The sequence below is a fragment of the Propioniciclava sp. LT294 genome (assembly GCF_059516005.1).
This window is the reverse complement of record NZ_JCAKNG010000003.1, coordinates 19956-37323: the sequence shown is the minus strand read 5'-3', so window position 1 is coordinate 37323 and position 17368 is coordinate 19956. Positions and strand designations below refer to the sequence as shown.

The following is a 17368-nucleotide window of genomic DNA, read 5'->3' as shown; positions in this document are numbered from 1 at the left end:
GTATAAGGAGGTCAGACGACCTCGGTCGAGAGCGCGGACAGCGCATGTCGGCCGATCGCCGTGAGCCAGGGCTGGTCGTCGGTCATGGTGGTGAGGATCAACCCGAGGTGCACCGCCCACGCCTTCGCGCGGGTCCAGGTGGCCTCGTCCACCGGCCCACCCTCGTCGATCTGGCCGCGGAACTCGGCGCGCCCGGCCTCGTCGAAGGTGAGCCAGGAGGTCGCCAGGTCACAGGCGGGGTCGCCGGGGGTGAGGTCGCCCCAGTCGATCACGCCGGACAGTTGCCCATCGGCGCCGCGCAGCATGTTGTGGGGGTGCAGGTCGCCGTGGAGCCAGACGTCCGCGCCGTCGAAGTCGGGCGCGTTCACCCATGCTTCCCAACGGGGGAGGAGCGCGTCGGCCAGGTCGCCGGCGCCGGACGCCCGGAGCTGCTGGAGGCGGGTTCCGACGCGAGCGGCCGCCTCGGGGGTGGCCAGGGAGCCACCCCGCACAGGGTTCACCGGCGCGGTCGCGGGGGCGGGCGCGTGGAGGGACCACAGGAAGTCGGCCAACTGCCGGGCGAACGCGGTCCGCTCAGCCACCGGGACCGACGAGACGGGGTCACCCGGGATGAACTCGGCGACGAGCCACGGACGAGGAAAGGCGTCCGACGGTTCTCCCGCGAAGATGGGCTGCGGGGTCCTCAGCGTGACGAGGTCGCCGACCGTCGTGAGCCAGGCCGCCTCGTGCTCGATGAGCGGCACCGCCTCCTCGCGGCGGGGAAGGCGGACCACGAGGGTCTCGCCGAGGCGGTAGGTGTCGTTGTCCCAACCGTTCGCGTGCAGGGTCACGGGCAGATCGGCCAGCGCGGGCGCCTGTGCGGCCAAGAGGCTCGCGACCAGGTCTGCGGACGTGGCCAGGTCGGCGGAGGGGGCAGAGGACATGAACTCATTCCACGACAGTTCTCAGGAACTGGCCAATCGTTGCTTGATGTTGCCGGGAACTCGGGGCCGGGAGGCGGTTCGCCGGGTGCGGCATGATGGGCCGCATGAGCGTCCTGGAAGCAGCCCTGCGTGGTCACCGGATCGTTGTGGAGGTGCCCCGCACGGGCGTGGAGGACTGGGTCGCAGTCGCCGAGGTCCTCCTCCAGGAAGGGTTGGGTGCGTGGGCCTTCCCCTCGAACCTGGTCCACCTGGTACCCGAGGTGCTCGCCGTCCATCGGTACCGCGCCCGGGTCGGCGTGAGCGGGGTGACGGACGCCGAGGGCGTGCGCCGAGCGGTGGAGGCCGGTGCGCACTTCGTCCTGGCCGCCGTCGGCGGCGCGGACCTCGTCGAGGCCGGTGGGGGAGTGCCCGTCCTGACGGGGGCGCTCACGCCGTCCGAGGTGGCGGCGGCCGTGCGCGCCGGGGTGGACGCCGTCCTCATCACCCCGGCCGACGCGCTGGGTACCGGCTACGCGCGGGTGCTTCCCCCGATGTTCGCCGACGCGGTGCTGGTTCCGTGGGGGAGGCTCGAGCGCTACCAGTGCGACATGTGGTTCGAGGCCGGTGCTGCGGCTGCCGTCGTCTCGGAGGTGGTCCTCCGCCCGGAGGACGGCTCGGGCGTCAATTCCCCGGACGAAGTGGCGCGCCGGGCCGGGGCGTTCAGGCCGTTGGTTGGCAACTGAGCGGAACCTGAGTGCCCCCGATTTGACCCTGAGAAAATCTCAGCTAAGTTGGGTCTCGTCTCAGCGTCAAAGCAATCGGAGTCAGTGATGTACGAAGCTCGTCGAGCTGCGAATGCGCAGGCCACCGAGTACACCGGTGCTGCCGCTTTCATGATCGCGCCCCGACGTGCAGCGCGTACGCGTTCTGACGTCCTGCGCACCCGGGTCGCACCGACCGCGGTGTCCGTGGCCCTCCTGGCGACGTCCGGCGCCTTCGCGCTGAACCTGCGCGCCGCGGAGGCGACGCCCGCCACCGCGGTTCCCCTCCGCAACACCGAGCCCGTCAGCCGTGACGCCGTCCGCGAGCTGGTCGAGACCGCCACCGAGACCCCCGCTGCCGAGGCTGCCACCGAGCAGACCGCGGCCGCCGAGAGTGGTGTGGGTGCCGACGGCGTCGTGGGTGGCGAGTGGGCCGCAGCGTTCGGTGCGCCGGCCGGCGTGAAGTTCGCCCAGGCCAACCTCGTCGTGCGCGCCGGGGCCTCCGGCGATGCGGCCGAGCTCGGCTCGGTCAAGGTGGGCGACAAGCTCCAGGTGCTGAGCAAGGTGACCGGCGGGTATCGACAGGTCGCTTTCGAGGGCAAGGTCGGCTACGTGCTCGAGGCGCGTCTGGGTGACAAGGCGCCGGTCAAGGCCACCCCGAAGCCCAAGCCGGCCCCCGCAGCGGCGGCCCCCGCGGCGGCACCGGCGGCCGCCCCCAAGGCGACCGCGCTCCCCGCAGCCGGGAAGTCGGTCCTCGGCCTCAAGCCCCGCGCCATGGTCGTCTACAACGCCGTGACCGCCCGCTGGTCGTTCTCGTCGATCGGCGGCTACCGCCCCTCGTCCCGATCGAACCACCAGTACGGCGGTGCGATCGACTTCATGACCTACAGCGATTCCGCCAAGGGCTGGGCCGTTGCCAAGTACCTCGCCGAGAACGCGGCCGCCTTCAACGTCGACCACATCATCTTCGAGCAGAAGATCTGGACGCCCTACAAGCCCTACTGGCGTCCGATGGCGGATCGTGGGTCCATCACCGCGAACCACTACGACCACGTGCACGTGTCCGTGAAGCTCTGACGCCTCGCATCCCACAGTCGCCCGGCCCCCGACGCTTTCGACAGCGACGGGGGCCGGCGCATTTCTGTACGCCGACCCGCCCGGCCCGCCGGGTCCCTCTAGGCTGGCGTCCATGACCGACGTCACCACGACCGCTGCCTGGGCCAGGCTCGCCCAGCTCAAGGAGACCTTCGCCCCCGACCTTCGTGGCTGGTTCGAGGCCGACCCGCATCGTGCCACCGCGTTCACCCGTACCGCGGGCGACCTGCACGTCGACCTGTCGAAGAACCTCCTCACTGATGATGTGCTGGACGCCTTGGTGGCACTGGCCGACGAGGTTGGCCTCGCGGGGAAGCGCGACGCGATGCTGCGTGGCGACCACATCAACAACACCGAGGATCGCGCCGTCCTGCACACCGCGCTGCGGCGTCCGAGGACCGACGCGCTGACCGTCGACGGCCAGGACATCGTCGCGGATGTCCACGCCACGCTCGACAAGGTGTACGCGTGGGCGGACAAGGTCCGCTCAGGGGAGTGGACCGGCGTCACCGGACAGCCGATCAGGACCATCGTCAACATCGGCATCGGTGGTTCCGACCTCGGCCCGGTCATGGTCTACGAGGCGCTCAAGGCCTACAAGCAGGACGGTCTGGAGTGCCGCTTCGTCTCCAACATCGATCCCACCGACGTGTACGAGAAGACCGTCGACCTCGACCCCTCGACGACCCTGTTCATCGTGGCCTCCAAGACCTTCACCACGCTGGAGACCCTCACCAACGCCGGGATGGCCCGAGCGTGGCTCCTGGAGGGCCTCGAGAAGGCAGGTGCGATCGACGGCTCGGACGCCGCGAGGGCCGACGCCATCGCCAAGCACTTCGTCGCCGTGTCGACGGCGCTCGACAAGGTCGCCGACTTCGGCATCGATCCCGAGAACGCCTTCGGGTTCTGGGACTGGGTCGGGGGCCGTTACTCGGTCGACTCGGCCGTCGGCACGGCTGTCGTCGTGGCGATCGGCCAGAAGAACTTCGAGGATTTCCTCGCCGGCTTCCACGCGATCGACGAGCACTTCGCCTCCACGCCGTGGCGCGAGAACGTGCCCGCACTCATGGGGCTGCTCAACGTCTGGTACGTGAACTTCTTCAAGGCCGGATCGCACGCGGTCCTGCCGTACGCGCAGTACCTGCACCGCTTCGCGGCGTACCTGCAGCAGCTCACCATGGAGTCCAACGGCAAGAGCGTGAAGTCGGACGGCACCCCGGTCACCACCGAGACCGGTGAGGTCTTCTGGGGCGAGCCCGGTACCAACGGGCAGCACGCCTTCTACCAGCTGATCCACCAGGGTACGCAGCTCATCCCGGCAGACTTCATCGCCGTGGCGACGCCCCACCGTGCACTCAAGGACGGCGATCAGGACGTGCACGAGCTGTTCCTGGCGAACTTCTTCGCGCAGACCAAGGCGCTCGCGTTCGGCAAGACCGCCGACGAGGTCCGCGCCGACGGCGTGGCCGAGGAACTCGTCACCGCGAAGGTGTTCGAGGGCAACCGTCCGACGACGTCGATCATGGCACCGGCGCTCACGCCGTCCGTCGTCGGCCAGTTGATCGCCCTGTACGAGCACATCACGTTCACCCAGGGCATCGTGTGGGGGATCAACTCCTTCGACCAGTGGGGCGTCGAACTGGGCAAGGTGCTGGCCAAGCAGATCACGCCGGCCATCGGCGGCGACGCCGAGGCTCTGGAGGCCCAGGACCCGTCCACCAAGGCCCTGATCGAGTACTACCGGGCAAACCGGGCCTGACCGCCGAGGGCTCGGGTCCCTCGCGCCGAGGGCCTGCACCACGGGGCCGCATAAGGTGGAGGCCGTGACGTCCCCTCCCCAACGGCGCCCCTCGGTGCCCGTCCTCGGTGCCTTCGTGGCGTTGGTCGGTCTCGGCGCGGCGGCCCTGGCGGCACCCACGGTCTGGACGCGCGTGATGGCGTTCGATCGCAACCTCACCGCCGGGCAGGCCCCGGCTCGCGACGTCGCGATCATCTTCGGTGCCGAGATGTTCCCCTCCGGTCGCCCCTCGCCCTACCTGCGCGCGCGGCTCGACCTCGGCGTCCGGCTGTTCAAGGACGGCAAGGCCAAGGTGCTCATCGTCTCCGGAGACGACGACCCCGCCCACAACCGGGAGTCGACCAACATGAAGAAGTACCTGGTCGGCCAGGGGGTCCCGGCCGACCGCATCGTCGTGGACGCGTACGGACTCGACACCTACGACACCTGCGTCCGTGCCCGGGACGTGTTCGGCGTCACCGAGGCCCTGCTGGTGAGCCAGCGCTACCACCTGCACCGCGCGGTCGCCACGTGTCGGGCCGTGGGGGTGGACGCCGTGGGTGTCGGGGACGTGTCGGTCAAGCGCACGAGCAAGCGTTGGGACGAGTTCGCCCGCCGCGAGGTGGGCGCGAACCTCAAGATGGTGTGGGACCTCGCCACCGCGCGGACGCCCAACCTCGAGGGTGACCGCGACGCCGTCCGGCGGGCGTTGGCATCAGGCTAGAGCGACGCTCCCACCAAGCGAGGCTCCCTCCCACGGGGCGTCTTCCCGGTGGGCCCTGAGCAGGAGGGGCCGGTCGTCGCTGGTCCGTGCCGGGCCAGCGGAACAGGAGCCGCGGTGTCCGGCCTGCACTCTTCCCGGCCGGGGCAGCCACAGCCTGTGCTGCATTTTGTGTCGGCGAAGTACCCGGATGATGACCAGTTCTGTCTACACAAAATGCAGCACGGGGGGTAGGTGACGCCGTGTGGGAGAATGTTCATCATGCAATCGCTCGCCTCGCTGCTCACCGCGCGCGTCGAGGCCGCCTCCGGGATCGACCCGGAGATGCGGCCCGCCACGAAGCCCCAGTTCGGTCACTTCCAGAGCAACGTGGCGCTGCGCCTGGCCAAGACCGAGGGACGTCCCCCGCGCGACGTCGCCGCAGCCCTCATCGAGCGGATCGACGTCGCCGACCTGTGCGAGCCGCTCGAGGTCGCGGGCCCCGGCTTCATCAACTTCCGCATCAAGTCGGGCGTGCTGGCCCAAGCGGCGTCCGACCTGCTCGCCGACCCGCACGCCGGCATCGATCAGGCGGCCGCTCCGCAGAAGATCGTCATCGACTACAGCTCCCCGAACGTGGCCAAGCAGATGCACGTCGGTCACCTGCGCACGACGATCATCGGCGACTGCTTCAACCGCGTCCTGACGGCGCGGGGCAACGAGGTCCTGCCGCAGAACCACATCGGCGACTGGGGCCGCCAGTTCGGCATGCTCATCGAGCAGACGCTGGACGAGGGCCTCGACCTCACCACGCTCGACCTCGCGGGGGCCGAGGAGCTCTACAAGCGTGCCCATGAGCGGCTCAAGGCGGACGAGGCCTTCGCCGACCGGGCCCGCGCGCGCGTCGTGCAGCTGCAGGCCGGTGACGAGCAGACCCGCGGCATCTGGCAGCGCCTGATCGACGTCTCGCAGGTCGGCTTCAACGAGACCTACGACCGGCTCGGCGTCCTGCTCAGGGACGAGCACATCGCCGGCGAGTCGTTCTACAACGACATGCTGGAGGACGTCTGCACCGACCTCGAATCCCGGGGCATCGCCGTGATGGACGACGGCGCCCTCGTGGTGTTCGTCGAGGGCTTCGAGGCGCCGGCGATCCTGCGGAACCGGCACGGCGGCTACGGCTACGACGTCACCGACGTCGCCGCCCTGAAGCACCGCGCCCAGAACCTCAAGGCCGACCGGCTCATCTACGTCACCGACGCGCGACAGCGGAACCACTTCGAGCTCGTGTTCGCCGTCGCGCGCAGGGCGGGCTACATCCCCGAGTCGCTGATCACCGAGCACGTCGGCTACGGGATGGTGCTCGGACGCGACGGGCGCCCCTTCTCGACCCGCGAGGGCACGGCCGCCTACCTGATCGACCTGCTGGACGCGGCGGAGGAGCACGTCACTCGTCCGGTCGCGCTGGCCGCGATCAAGTACGCCGACCTGTCCAACCAGCTGCAGAAGGACTACGTCTTCGACGCCGAGCGGATGACGGCGACGACCGGGGACACCGGCCCCTACCTGCAGTACGCGCACGCCCGCGCCAACCAGATCCTCCGGCGCGCGGAGGCCGAGGGGATCGCGTGGTCGACCATCACCGTGCTGGAGGAGCCGGCCGAGCAGGCGTTGGCGTTGCTGCTGTCCCGCTTCGGTGAGATCGTCTCCCTCGTCGCGGAGGACCTCCAGCCGCACAAGCTCTGCACCTACCTGTTCGAGCTCGCCTCGGCGATGAGCGTGTTCTACGAGCAGTGCCCGGTGCTGAAGTCCGAGGGCGACGTGCGGGCCTCCCGCCTGGCCCTGTGTGCCACCACCAAGAAGGTCATGGCGACCGGTCTCGGCCTGCTCGGTATCGAGGCACCCGACCAGATGTGAGGTCCGGGACCCACGAGTGAAGCCCCGTCGGTTGTGCAACCGGCGGGGCTCTCGCGTCACTGCTTCTTGGACTTCTTCTTGGCGGCCCTGATCTTCTTCGCCTTGTCCTTGAGCTTCTCCGGCGAGGTGCTGTCCATCTCCTCGGGCAGGACGTCCTTGAGTTCGTCGGGGTGGGCCAGCCTGTCGACGGCGAGCCACGCGGCGCCCACGATGCCGGCGGCGTTGCGGAGCTTCGCGGGCACGATGGGGGTCTTCAGGTTCAACAGGTTCAGGAACTTGTCGGAGTCCCGGGAGACGCCGCCGCCGACCACGATCAGGTCGGGCCAGGTGTAGAACTCGAGACGCTCGTAGTACGGCTGCAGGCGCTCGGTCGCCCACGTCTCGTAGCTGAGGCCCTCGCGGTCCTTGATGGACGCCGCGGCCTGGGGCTCGGCGTCCCTGCCGAACATCTCGATGTGGCCGAGCTCCTGGTTCGGGATGAGTTCACCCTTGTGGATCACGGCCGTGCCGATGCCCGTCCCGAGCGTCGTGAGGATGACGAGGCCCGGGTGATCCTTGGCGGCACCCCAGCGCACCTCGGCGACACCCGCGGCGTCCGCGTCGTTGACGAGGGTGATCGGACGCCCGAGGGCCTGTTCGAAGATGCGCTCGGCGGGGGCGTCCACCCAGGTGGGGTCGATGTTGGCGGCCGAGCGGGTGATGCCGTGCGTGACGACCGCGGGGACGGTGATGCCGACGGGGCCGTCACCGAGCTGGTCGGCGAAGGAGTCGGCGATCTCCTTGACGACGGCGGCGACTGCCTCGGGCGTGGCCGGCTGCGGTGTGGCGATGCGGAGGCGGTCGCTCGCGAACTCGCCCTTCTTGAGGTCGACGATGGCCCCCTTGATCCCGGAGCCGCCGATGTCGATGCCGAGTGCGTACCGCGTTTTCATGGGGCACACACTAGTGGCAACGAGGGTCAGTCCGGGGAGTCCCCGGGGGTGGTGCCGGGGGACGTCGGCAGGGCGGTCGGCAACGGCGCGGTGGGCGGCGTCCAGACGTCCGGGACGCCGCCCGGCACCACGCCGATCCCGGCAGCGGAGACGGACGCCTCGCGAGCCCCGGGCGGGTGGAGGAGCGCGTGCATGCGCGAGGTCCGGACGCGGTCCATCTCGGTGAAGGCGAGCGCGCGCGCCTGCGCACCGTCGAGGTGGCGGATGTGGGTGAGGCTGAGCGCGTGGGTCGTCTCCGCGCGGACACCGGCCAGGCCGAGCCGACGCTCGAGGGGACCTTGGGAGATGGTCACCGCCTGGAGCCGGGCGTGGGGAACGATGAACTGGCGGCGGTGCAGCCAGCCCGCCCTGCCGACCAGGACCTGGTCGTCCCACGCGTACCCCTGCCACGTCCACTGGAGGGGGTCGAGCCAGCGGGCGCGCGCGGGTGTGCGGGTGAAGCGGAGCCGCTCGAGTTCCAGCCCGGGCCACAGCGCGGCGAGGGCCACCTGCACCTGGGCGGGTGTCCCGAAGGGGAGGTAGATCATGGAGGCCGTGGGGTCGCTCTCATCGCCCGGCCCGCCCAGGATCGTGATGTCGAGGCGGGCCCGATCGAGGAACCGCCACGGGAAGGGCTGGTTCGTGGTCACGGCCTGCACCCGGTGGGTCGGGATGGTCTGCGACCGCAGGGTGAGCAGGCCCCGCGTGATCCGCAGGCCCGTGGGCGTCCGGGCGAGCGTGTAGTTGAACTGCCCGAAGAGCCGATGCGAGAGGTAACCCAGCAGGGCCACCCCCATGCCGACCAGGCCGCCGCCCCAGGCCAGCACGTTCCAGTCGAAGATGCTGCCCAGCACGAGGGGCATGAGGAAGCCCAGCATGATGAACGGCATGTCCAGCGTGGCGAAGGCGCTCAGGATGATCTCGCCCGGCGTCAGGCGCACGAGCACCTGGTCGCCCTGGGCCGAGTCGTCCCAGGCGGACGCCGTGCGTCCCGGCTCGGCGGTCGAAGCGGCCGGCCCATGGGCCCGGACCATCAGGTGGTCGCGGATCTCCACCGCGCGCTTGCGGGTCAGGTACTTCAGGGACGCCCCGCCCTCGGCGCCCACGTCGATCCGCACCTGCGCCAGCCCCAGCAGGCGCGCCGCGAACGGCTGGGTGACGTCGACGGACTGGATCCGGCCGAACGCGATCCGCCGGCTCTCCTGGAACGCGCCGAGGTTCTCCAGCCGGAACTCCCGGTCGTCGATGACGAACTTCGTCGTCCACCAGGACCAGTAGCCGAACCCCAGCCCCAGTACGACCGCGCCCCCTGCCACGAAGACCCACCACGGCACCTCGGTCAGCCAGGTGCGGAACCTGTCGACGTCCTGCCAGATCGGGTCGCCCTGGATGAAGGACGTGGCGGCGTACCAGCCCAGGGCCACGACGCCCAGCCACAGGCTCACCAGCGGGCTGAGCGGGTGCAGGCGTTCCTCGATGATGGGGCCGGACGCACGCTGGGGCGGATGGGATGACCGGGGTTCTGGTGGTGGCTGCTGCTCCGACCAGCCGTACTCGTGGCTCACAGGCCGGACCCCTCGGCGTCACTCAGCTCGATGATCAGGTCGCGGAGGGCCTTGGCCTCATCGGCCGGCAGGCCCGGGATGACCGCGTTGATGCTGGCGCTCGCTGTGACCAGCTCCACGGTCGCCAGGCCGAAAGCGCGTTGGAGTGGCCCCGAGCTCACCTTGGCGACCTGCATGCGCCCGAAGGGAACGACCTCGAGGCGGCGGAACATGAGGCCGCTGGCGACACAGAGGTCCTTCTCGCGCCGGGCCCAGCCCAGGGACCGCACGTAGCGACCCGCCCGGAAGAATGACCAGACCCACCACGCCAGCCCCACGGCCGCCACCGCGAACGACAACCACCGCATCTCGGGGGGGACGATGAACCAGAGGGTCAGCGCGATCGGGACGAGGATCAGGACCACCCGGACGGTGGAGGCGATGCGCTGGACCGTGATGAGCTTCGGAGACACCCGGCGCCAACGGTCGGACGGGGGAGCGAAGGGTTCGGCCGTGCGATCGGGGAGTCCGGAAAGGCTCGGGTCGGGAACGAACGGTGCCGGTGGGGGAGCCATGGGGGTCAGCGCCGCCGGCGCTTGCCCTTGGCGTCGATGCCGCCGAAGAGGACCAGGCCCTTGAGCACGAGGGTGGGGGCGCCCGGTGCCGGATCGATGTTCTTGACGTCCGTGCCGCCGAAGATCGCGACGGTCTCGTTGCGGATGTTCACGCCGTCGGGGACGGTGACCTCCACGCCACCGAAGGCGCAGAACACGTTCAGGGTGACGATGTCCGAGGCGAAGGTGGCGTCGCGGAAGTCGAACGACGACCCGCCGAACAGCGTCAGGTTGGAGATGTTGCGCCGGGCTCGCCACACCCCGGCACGCTCCATGCCGCCGAAGACGGCGAACGTGGTCTCGGCCTCGTTCGTGTCGAGCGAGCGGTCGATCGGGGCGCCGGCCGAGGAGAAGGCGCCGATGGTACGTCCGGGCGTGGAGCCGGGGACCAGGTCGGCGGTCAGCCCGCGCAGGTCGTCGAAGGTCTTCGCCTCCATCGCCTGGGCGAGCCGGACGTCGTGCTCGTCGCGGGTGAGGCGACCTTCGGCGTAAGCGGCGGAGAGCAGGTCGGTGACGATCGCACGATCCGAGTCAGCCGCGCGCATGTGGCCGGGGAATCGCTGGGGCTCGGGGTACGCGTTGCTCATGGCGCCAAAAATAGTCCGCCGAACGGTTGTTCCGGACCGCATTCCGAGGGGGGTGGGGAGAGACCGGGGTACCCCCTGAGCGTCGACGTGCGAGCAGCCGCTTCGGGTGGCTATGATGGCCGGGTTGCGCGAGCAACACGCGGGCGTAGCTCAATGGTAGAGCGCCAGCTTCCCAAGCTGGACACGCGGGTTCGATTCCCGTCGCCCGCTCTCTTCATGCCTCAACCGCGGCGCGATGCGTACGGTTCGAGGCCCCAGTGCGGAAACACGGCGCGCGAGGTGGCGATGATGGACGCGTTGGGCCAGTGGGTACGCACGTCGTCCGTCCAGTGCAGTTCGGCCTCGGCCCAGGGGTCACCGAGGGTGGCCGAACCCTTGCCGTCCGCCAACACGCTCCACTCCCGGGGCAGCTTCGTCCCGGGATCCAACCGGACGCCCTGTGCCGCGGCCAGCAGGGTCGCCCAGGTGCGACCCAGCGCGTCCCGGTTGTAGCCGCCCCCACCCACGCCGATCCAGCGGCCACCGGCGAAGCGGTCCGCGAGGTCGATGACGAGGTGCGGGGCCAGGGCCATGGCGTCCACGGACAGGGAGAGATCGGCCAGCGGGTCCGCGCGATGGGGATCCGCTCCGTGCTGGCTGATGATGATGTCCGGTCCGAAGGCCTCCACCAGCGGTGGGACGATCGCGGCGAACGAGTGCAGCCACGCCGTGTCGGTCGTCCGCGGCCAGAAGGACAGGTTGACGGCCCGCCCGCGCGCCGCCTCTCCGCCGACCTCGTGGGGGAACCCCGTCCCCGGGAACAGATGCAGCCCCGACTCGTGCATGGAGATCGTCAGGACACGGGGGTCGTCCCAGAACACGCGCTCGACGCCGTCGCCGTGGTGGGCATCGAGGTCGATGTAGGCGACGCGCCGGGCCCCGTTGTCGAGCAGCCAGCGGATCGCGATCGCCGCGTCGTTGTAGATGCAGAACCCTGCGGTCGCGCCCGGCAGCGCGTGGTGCAGCCCGCCGGACAGGTTCACCGCCCGGCGGGTCTCGCCCGTCCACACCTGGCGCGCAGCCTCGACCGTTGCGGACACGATGCGCGCGGCCACCGCGGCCAGTCCCGGCACGAGCGGGTTGTCGTCCGATCCGATGCCGCGGTGGGGGTGGGGGAGTCCATCCGCGAGGGCCGCGAGGTAGTCCTCGGTGTGGACGAGCCGCAGCCACCTGTCATGGGCCGGTGGCGCGTCGACGAGCCGGACGCCGGCGTCCAGGTCGAGCTTCCCGGCCAGCCACCAGGCCAGCTCCCCCCGGCGCGGGCCCATCGGGTGGTCATCACCGAAGCTGTAGCCGAGCAGGTCGGGGGAGTGGACGGCGACCGGTTTCACGAATCCACCCGGCGCGCGAGGGTGTCCCGCTCGTGGGGGATCGGCAGGACCCGGCCCGCAGCGTCCGACACGGTGACGCCACCGGCGTCGACGAGCACGTCCAAGGTCAGCTCGACGACCTCGGGGAAGGCATCCTTGAGGGCGGCCACCCGTGCGATCAGGTCTGCGAGATCGTCGAGGACGGCCTCGCCCGCGTCCGCGAGCAGGACGCGCGCGCGCAGTCCGTCCACCATCGCGCGGGCCCCCGCGGCGTCCAGGGGTGGGACCCGCCACGCGACGTCGGCGAACACCTCGGTGGGGATCCCCGCGACGCCCACCGACACCGCCGGCCCGAGGATCCCGTCCTCGATCGCCCGGACGGTCACCCGCACGCCAGAGGCGTCCGGCGCGACCGACACGTCGATCGCCCCGAGCAGCGACTCCATCTCGGTGGGGCCCAGCGCGCGGCCCCGGGGTGCATCCTGCAGCACGGCATGCACGGCGGAGTCCGCGGCGTTCCGGTCGAACGCGACAGGGGCCGGCGACTCGCCGCGGAGCGGTTGTGCCAGCGCCAGCAGCCCCAGCGCCTCGAGGGCCTCGCCGTAGTTGTCGAAATGGGGCAGCGAGCCCATCTCGTCCGTCGGCGGCAGCTCCAGGGCGGGCGGATTCAGCCCGACGGTCACCAGTAGGACGGGCACCCCCGTCCCGGCTCCTGCCACGACGGACAACCGCTTGTGCGCCTCGGTCAACACCGGCACGCCGATCTCGACGGCGGCCACGACGACGGCGTCCACCTCGCCGGAGGCGGCCTCGGCGTGGGCGGCCTCGGCGAGGTGCGCGGCGACCTGGGGCCCACCCGGCACGGCCACCAGGTGGGCGGCGCGCAACCCGTACCGGGCGCAGGCCAGCGCCAACTGGTCGGCCAGGCGTGCAGCGTTCGACACCACGGCCACCCGCACTCCGCGCGGTGCCGGTTGCCGTGCCGCGATCCGGGCGACGTCGATGAACGTGTCACGCCTGGGCACCACGACCGCGCCGGTCTGCCGCATGACCTGGGCGATCGCCTCGTCCGGCATGCGCGGCAACCCGGCCGACGAGGGCGCCACGCTGCGCAGCGCGCGCGCCGGCGCGAACAGCACCACCGTCTTGTCGGCGGCGACGCGCCGCACCACCCGGTGGAACGTGCGTGGGTTGCCGATGGTGTCCAGCGACATCAGGACCACCCGGGTCGCGGCGTCCGCTCCCCAGTGGCGCAGGGCGTCGTTGCCGCTCACGTCCGCGAACAGCCCGGTGGACAGGAACGAGGAGATCCCCAGCCCGACGCCGAGCGCCCGCCCCAGGACCAGGGCGGCGACACCCGCTGACTGCGCGAAGATCGCCACGCCACCCGGCCGGACGCCGCGGGCCGGGGTCAGGTTGAGGGGAGCTTCGGGAGCCGTGGAGATCAGGCCCAGCGACTCCGGACCCAGCACCCGGAGATCGTGCGCGCGCGCTCGCCGGACCAGCTGGCGCGCCTCGTCGGCATCCCAGGGCCGAGTCCCGACGGTGGCGAGCGCCACCACGGCGTTCGCGTCGTGGGCGGACGCCTCGCGCAGCAGGTCCCCGAGCTGGTCGAACCCGGCCTCCGTGACGACGAGGTCGACGTCGCCCTGCACCGAGGCCAACAGCTCGCCGGCGGTCCGTGTGTCCTCCGGTCCCGCCAGTCGGGTGACCACGCGCCCCGCGAACGACGACCGGACCTGCTCCACCCAGGGGCGCAGCGCGGCCTCCGACCCGACGAGCGCGACGCTGTCGGGGTGCAGCAACCGCCGGATCGCCGCGGACTGCGACCGCAGCGTCCGCCGCCGGGACTGCCGGCGGGTGTCCTCGGTCGGGTCCAGCGAGAAGTCGACCATCACCAGGTCGTCGACCAACTCGGGCCGCACCGAGTAGCCGGCACCGGCGAAGACGCGGATCATCCGGCGGTTCTCGGGCAGCATCTCGGCCACGAACCGGACGATGCCGTTCTCACGCCCAACGGCCGCGAGGTGTTCCAGGAGCAGGTGCGCGACGCCGCGTCCCTGCTGGTCGTCCCGCACCAGGAACGCCACGTCCGCCACCCGCTCGGACCTGCCCGGCAGCAGGTCGTACCGGCCGAGCGCGATGAGCTCGCCACGGAGTTCGAACACCAGCACCACGTGGTCGCGCTGGTCCGGGTGCGTGGCGTCCCGGAGTTCCTCCTGCGTCAGCTCGGCGTGGGGCTGCATGAACCGGAGGTACTTGGACGTGTCCGAGACCCGCTGGTAGAACTCGACGAGTTTGGTGACATCCGTGGGCGCCACGGCACGCAGGCGGGCAGTGCCGCCGTCGGCGAGGACGACATCGGCCTCCCAGTTCTCCGGGTGCATGCTCCGAGGCTAGCCGCCCGGAGGCCGCGATGTAACCGTTATAGATCTAATCTATTGACTTCTTCAACGATGTGCTTTGTAATCGAGTGCAGGCAGTGGCGAGCAAAGGAGCAAGCATGAACCTCGGGATCGGGACCTGGCCGGCGCGACGCGCGGCCGTCCGCCCGCTCGACGTGTGCATCGAGTTCGAGAGCGCGGCCACGACGTACGCAGACTTCGCGACGCGCGTCAACCGCCTGGCCAATGCCCTGACGGACGCCGGCGTCCGCCACGGCGACCGCGTCGCGGTCGTCTCGTTCAACCACCCCGCGGTGCTGGAGACGTTCTTCGCGTCCGGGCTGATCGGTGCGATCTGCGTGCTGGTCAACCCGCGCCTGCGCACTCCCGAGATCGAGTACATCCTCCGCGACAGCGCACCGAGCGTCGTCGTCCACGGCGGCCAACTGGTCGGGGTGGCGGCCGAACTGGCGCCACGGCTCGAGGTGCGGGAGTGGCTCTCGGTCGACGAGCCCGGTGTGGGGCGGCCCTTCGAGGAGTTCCTGCGGTCCGGCGCTCCGGAGATGCCGATGGTCGACGTCCAGCAGGACGACGTCGCGCTGATCATGTACACCTCGGGCACGACCGGCAATCCGAAGGGCGCCATGCTCACGCACGGCAACCTCTTCTACCAGTACGTCAACGCGCTCATCGGGCAGGACCTCCGCCAGGACGAGGTGCACCTCGCGGTCGCTCCGTTGTTCCACATCGCGGGGCTCAACATGATGACGCTGCCGACCTTCACCCTGGGCGGGCGCATCATCATCCACCGCGGGTTCCAGGCCGAGGCCGTTCTCGCCGAGATCGCCCGCTCGCGGGTGACCAGCACCTTCATGGTCCCGTCCATGCTCGACCTGCTGTCGCAGTCGCCGGAGTTCGCGGCGTCCGACCTGTCGTCGTTGCGTGCGGTCATGGTGGGCGGCTCGCCGCTGCCGGAGCGGACGATCCGGACGTACCTGGCCCGCAACATCCCCACGATGCAGGGCTTCGGCATGACGGAGGCGTCCCCCGGCATCACGATGCTCGAGCCGCGCGACAGCCTCGACAAGCTCGGCTCGGCCGGCCGCGTCCACTTCTTCGCCGAGTACCGCCTCGTCGACCTCAACGGCGACGATGTCGAGCCGGGGGAGACCGGGGAGATCCTCGCCCGTGGCCCCGCCGTCATGAAGGGGTACTGGAGCAACCCGTCCGCCACCGAGCGCGCGCTGGAGGGGGGCTGGTACCACAGCGGTGACATCGGCTCGTGCGACGAGGACGGCTACCTCTACATCCGTGACCGCCTCAAGGACATGTACATCTCCGGCGGGGAGAACGTGTATCCCGCGGAGATCGAGAACGCCTTGCTGAACCTCCCCGGGGTCCGGGACGCCGCGGTCATCGGCGTGCCGGACGAGAAGTGGGGCGAGACCGGACGGGCGTTCGTCGTCCCGACCCCGGACGCCCCGGGCGTGGACGAGATCCGCGCCCAGCTCAAGACCCGCATCGCCGGCTACAAGATGCCCCGCGACATCGTCATCATCGACGAACTGCCCCGGACCGCCACCGGGAAGGTCCGCAAGCACGACCTGCGCACCCTCACCGTCTGATCCCGTCGACCCCCAGCGCCCCTGCTCCACCACCAAGAAAGGCACCACCATGAAGAAGTTCACCGTTGCGGCAGTCGCCGCCTCCCTGGCGATCGCCCTTGCCGCGTGTTCGTCTCCCCAGGCCGGTGCCCCGGCCGCGGCGGGCGGCACGGCCGCCGCCGGAGGGGAACTCAAGAAGGTCACCGTCGGTGCCCTGCCCATCGCCCCGACGGCCGTCATCCACCTCGGCGTGGAGAAGGGCTTCTTCAAGGACAACGGCCTGGACATCACCCTCGAGACCGGCCAGGGCGGCGCGGCCCTGGTTCCGGCCGTCATCGCGGGCACGATGCAGTTCGGCACCGCCAACCCGCCGTCGCTGCTCCAGGCGCGCGACAAGGGTCTCGACGTGCAGGTCATCGCGTCCTACACCTACGACCCCAAGGAGGGGTCGCACGCGATCCTGACCAAGGCCGAGAGCGCGATCAAGTCCCCGAAGGACCTCGCCGGCAAGACCGTCGCGATCAACACGCTGCGTTCGATGGGAGACCTCTTGACCATGGAGGCCGTCTCCGAGGACGGTGGCGATCCCGCCGCCGTGAAGTTCGTCGAGCTCCCGTTCCCGAACATGGAGGCCGCGCTGCAGTCCGGCCAGGTGGACGCCGTCTGGACGCCTGAGCCCTTCATGTCGATCATCGAGCAGGGTGGTGCGCGGATCCTGACCCACGTGGGCGCCGACACCGTGAACGGCCACCCGACGATGATGTACTTCACGTCCGGCAACCTCATCGCGTCCGACCCCGCGATGGTCGGCGCGATGAAGAAGGCCATCAACCAGTCGATGGACTACGCGCAGTCCCACCCGGACGAGGTGCGCCAGATGGCGGTGGACAAGCTGAAGGTCAAGCCGGAGTTGGCCAAGTCCATGATCCTGGAGGACTTCGGTGGTCCCGTCCGTGCGGACAAGGTCAAGGCCATGGGTGACCTCATGACCAAGTTCGGCTTCGTCAACAAGCCCGCGGACGTCGACGGCCTGCTGGCCGGCGCGAAGGGCTGACCTCCCCAACCGCCGAGGGCTCGGCTCCTCTGTGCCGAGGGCTCGGCTCCTCTGTACCGAGGGCTTGTCTAATCGCTGTCCCGGGTGTGCGTGATTCTGCGTGCACCCG

The 17368-nt window shown here is 70.4% G+C and carries 14 protein-coding genes and 1 tRNA gene; 8 read left to right on the top strand and 7 right to left on the bottom strand.

The features are described 5' to 3' along the window. Positions 1–11: 11 nt before the first annotated feature. Positions 12–923, bottom strand: coding sequence for an aminoglycoside phosphotransferase family protein (locus AC5YDA_RS05020; RefSeq protein ID WP_496190281.1), 912 nt, complete (start codon positions 921–923; stop codon positions 12–14). 104 nt (positions 924–1027) lie between these two features. Between AC5YDA_RS05020 and AC5YDA_RS05015 the strand changes: the two genes are divergently transcribed. From AC5YDA_RS05015 to argS, 5 genes are all read left to right on the top strand, one after another. Continuing rightward, entirely contained in the window at positions 1028–1645 is a 618-nt protein-coding gene (locus tag AC5YDA_RS05015; RefSeq protein WP_496190280.1) for a hypothetical protein, read from the top strand. An 87-nt stretch (positions 1646–1732) separates the two neighbouring features. Continuing rightward, complete coding sequence (locus tag AC5YDA_RS05010) at positions 1733–2740, top strand: SH3 domain-containing protein (RefSeq protein WP_496190279.1); 1008 nt, start codon at positions 1733–1735, stop codon at positions 2738–2740. Between the two features lie 103 nt (positions 2741–2843). Continuing rightward, complete coding sequence (pgi, locus tag AC5YDA_RS05005; protein WP_496190295.1) at positions 2844–4517, top strand: glucose-6-phosphate isomerase; 1674 nt, start codon at positions 2844–2846, stop codon at positions 4515–4517. Positions 4518–4581: 64 nt separating this feature from the next. Then, complete coding sequence (locus tag AC5YDA_RS05000) at positions 4582–5259, top strand: SanA/YdcF family protein (protein WP_496190278.1); 678 nt, start codon at positions 4582–4584, stop codon at positions 5257–5259. Between the two features lie 258 nt (positions 5260–5517). Then, positions 5518–7152 (top strand): arginine--tRNA ligase, encoded by a 1635-nt coding sequence (gene argS, locus AC5YDA_RS04995; RefSeq protein WP_496190277.1) that lies wholly within the window; start codon positions 5518–5520, stop codon positions 7150–7152. 56 nt (positions 7153–7208) lie between these two features. Here the strand turns inward: argS and ppgK are convergent, their stop codons facing one another. From ppgK to AC5YDA_RS04975, 4 genes are all read right to left on the bottom strand, one after another. Then, complete coding sequence (ppgK, locus tag AC5YDA_RS04990) at positions 7209–8084, bottom strand: polyphosphate--glucose phosphotransferase (protein WP_496190276.1); 876 nt, start codon at positions 8082–8084, stop codon at positions 7209–7211. A gap of 26 nt (positions 8085–8110) precedes the next feature. After that, entirely contained in the window at positions 8111–9688 is a 1578-nt protein-coding gene (locus tag AC5YDA_RS04985; RefSeq protein ID WP_496190275.1) for a PH domain-containing protein, read from the bottom strand. Then, positions 9685–10140, bottom strand: a complete 456-nt coding sequence (locus AC5YDA_RS04980) for a PH domain-containing protein (RefSeq protein WP_496190274.1) — start codon at positions 10138–10140, stop codon at positions 9685–9687. Before AC5YDA_RS04980 ends, AC5YDA_RS04985 begins: the two co-directional genes overlap by 4 nt. A 107-nt stretch (positions 10141–10247) precedes the next feature. Then, the gene (locus tag AC5YDA_RS04975) at positions 10248–10868 is read right to left on the bottom strand and encodes a DUF1707 SHOCT-like domain-containing protein (protein ID WP_496190273.1); all 621 of its coding nucleotides are present in this window, start codon (positions 10866–10868) and stop codon (positions 10248–10250) included. A gap of 139 nt (positions 10869–11007) precedes the next feature. On the opposite strand from AC5YDA_RS04975, the gene AC5YDA_RS04970 reads away from it, so the two are divergent. Beyond that, positions 11008–11078, top strand: a tRNA-Gly gene (locus AC5YDA_RS04970). Between the two features lie 11 nt (positions 11079–11089). Here AC5YDA_RS04970 and AC5YDA_RS04965 read toward each other — a convergent pair. Next, complete coding sequence (locus tag AC5YDA_RS04965) at positions 11090–12238, bottom strand: acetoin utilization protein AcuC (RefSeq protein ID WP_496190272.1); 1149 nt, start codon at positions 12236–12238, stop codon at positions 11090–11092. Beyond that, the gene (locus AC5YDA_RS04960) at positions 12235–14604 is read right to left on the bottom strand and encodes a GNAT family N-acetyltransferase (RefSeq protein WP_496190271.1); all 2370 of its coding nucleotides are present in this window, start codon (positions 14602–14604) and stop codon (positions 12235–12237) included. Before AC5YDA_RS04960 ends, AC5YDA_RS04965 begins: the two co-directional genes overlap by 4 nt. Before the next feature lie 116 nt (positions 14605–14720). Here AC5YDA_RS04960 and AC5YDA_RS04955 point away from each other — a divergent pair, with 116 nt between their 5' ends. Next, a complete protein-coding gene (locus AC5YDA_RS04955; protein WP_496190270.1) occupies positions 14721–16226 on the top strand; it encodes an acyl-CoA synthetase in 1506 nt (501 codons plus the stop codon). Positions 16227–16275: 49 nt separating this feature from the next. Continuing rightward, positions 16276–17259 carry an ABC transporter substrate-binding protein gene (locus AC5YDA_RS04950; RefSeq protein ID WP_496190269.1) on the top strand — a complete coding sequence of 328 codons (984 nt, stop codon included), beginning with the start codon at positions 16276–16278 and terminating at the stop codon, positions 17257–17259. Positions 17260–17368: the final 109 nt, after the last annotated feature.

Bases quoted from the DNA above. Each gene is read 5' to 3' on its own strand.
- AC5YDA_RS04960 (WP_496190271.1), bottom strand. From the start codon at position 14,604: ATGCACCCGGAGAACTGGGAGGCCGATGTCGTCCTCGCCGACGGCGGC.
- AC5YDA_RS05015 (WP_496190280.1), top strand. From the start codon at position 1,028: ATGAGCGTCCTGGAAGCAGCCCTGCGTGGTCACCGGATCGTTGTGGAG.
- argS (WP_496190277.1), top strand. From the start codon at position 5,518: ATGCAATCGCTCGCCTCGCTGCTCACCGCGCGCGTCGAGGCCGCCTCC.
- ppgK (WP_496190276.1), bottom strand. From the start codon at position 8,084: ATGAAAACGCGGTACGCACTCGGCATCGACATCGGCGGCTCCGGGATC.
- AC5YDA_RS04955 (WP_496190270.1), top strand. From the start codon at position 14,721: ATGAACCTCGGGATCGGGACCTGGCCGGCGCGACGCGCGGCCGTCCGC.
- AC5YDA_RS05020 (WP_496190281.1), bottom strand. From the start codon at position 923: ATGTCCTCTGCCCCCTCCGCCGACCTGGCCACGTCCGCAGACCTGGTC.
- AC5YDA_RS04950 (WP_496190269.1), top strand. From the start codon at position 16,276: ATGAAGAAGTTCACCGTTGCGGCAGTCGCCGCCTCCCTGGCGATCGCC.
- AC5YDA_RS04975 (WP_496190273.1), bottom strand. From the start codon at position 10,868: ATGAGCAACGCGTACCCCGAGCCCCAGCGATTCCCCGGCCACATGCGC.
- AC5YDA_RS05010 (WP_496190279.1), top strand. From the start codon at position 1,733: ATGTACGAAGCTCGTCGAGCTGCGAATGCGCAGGCCACCGAGTACACC.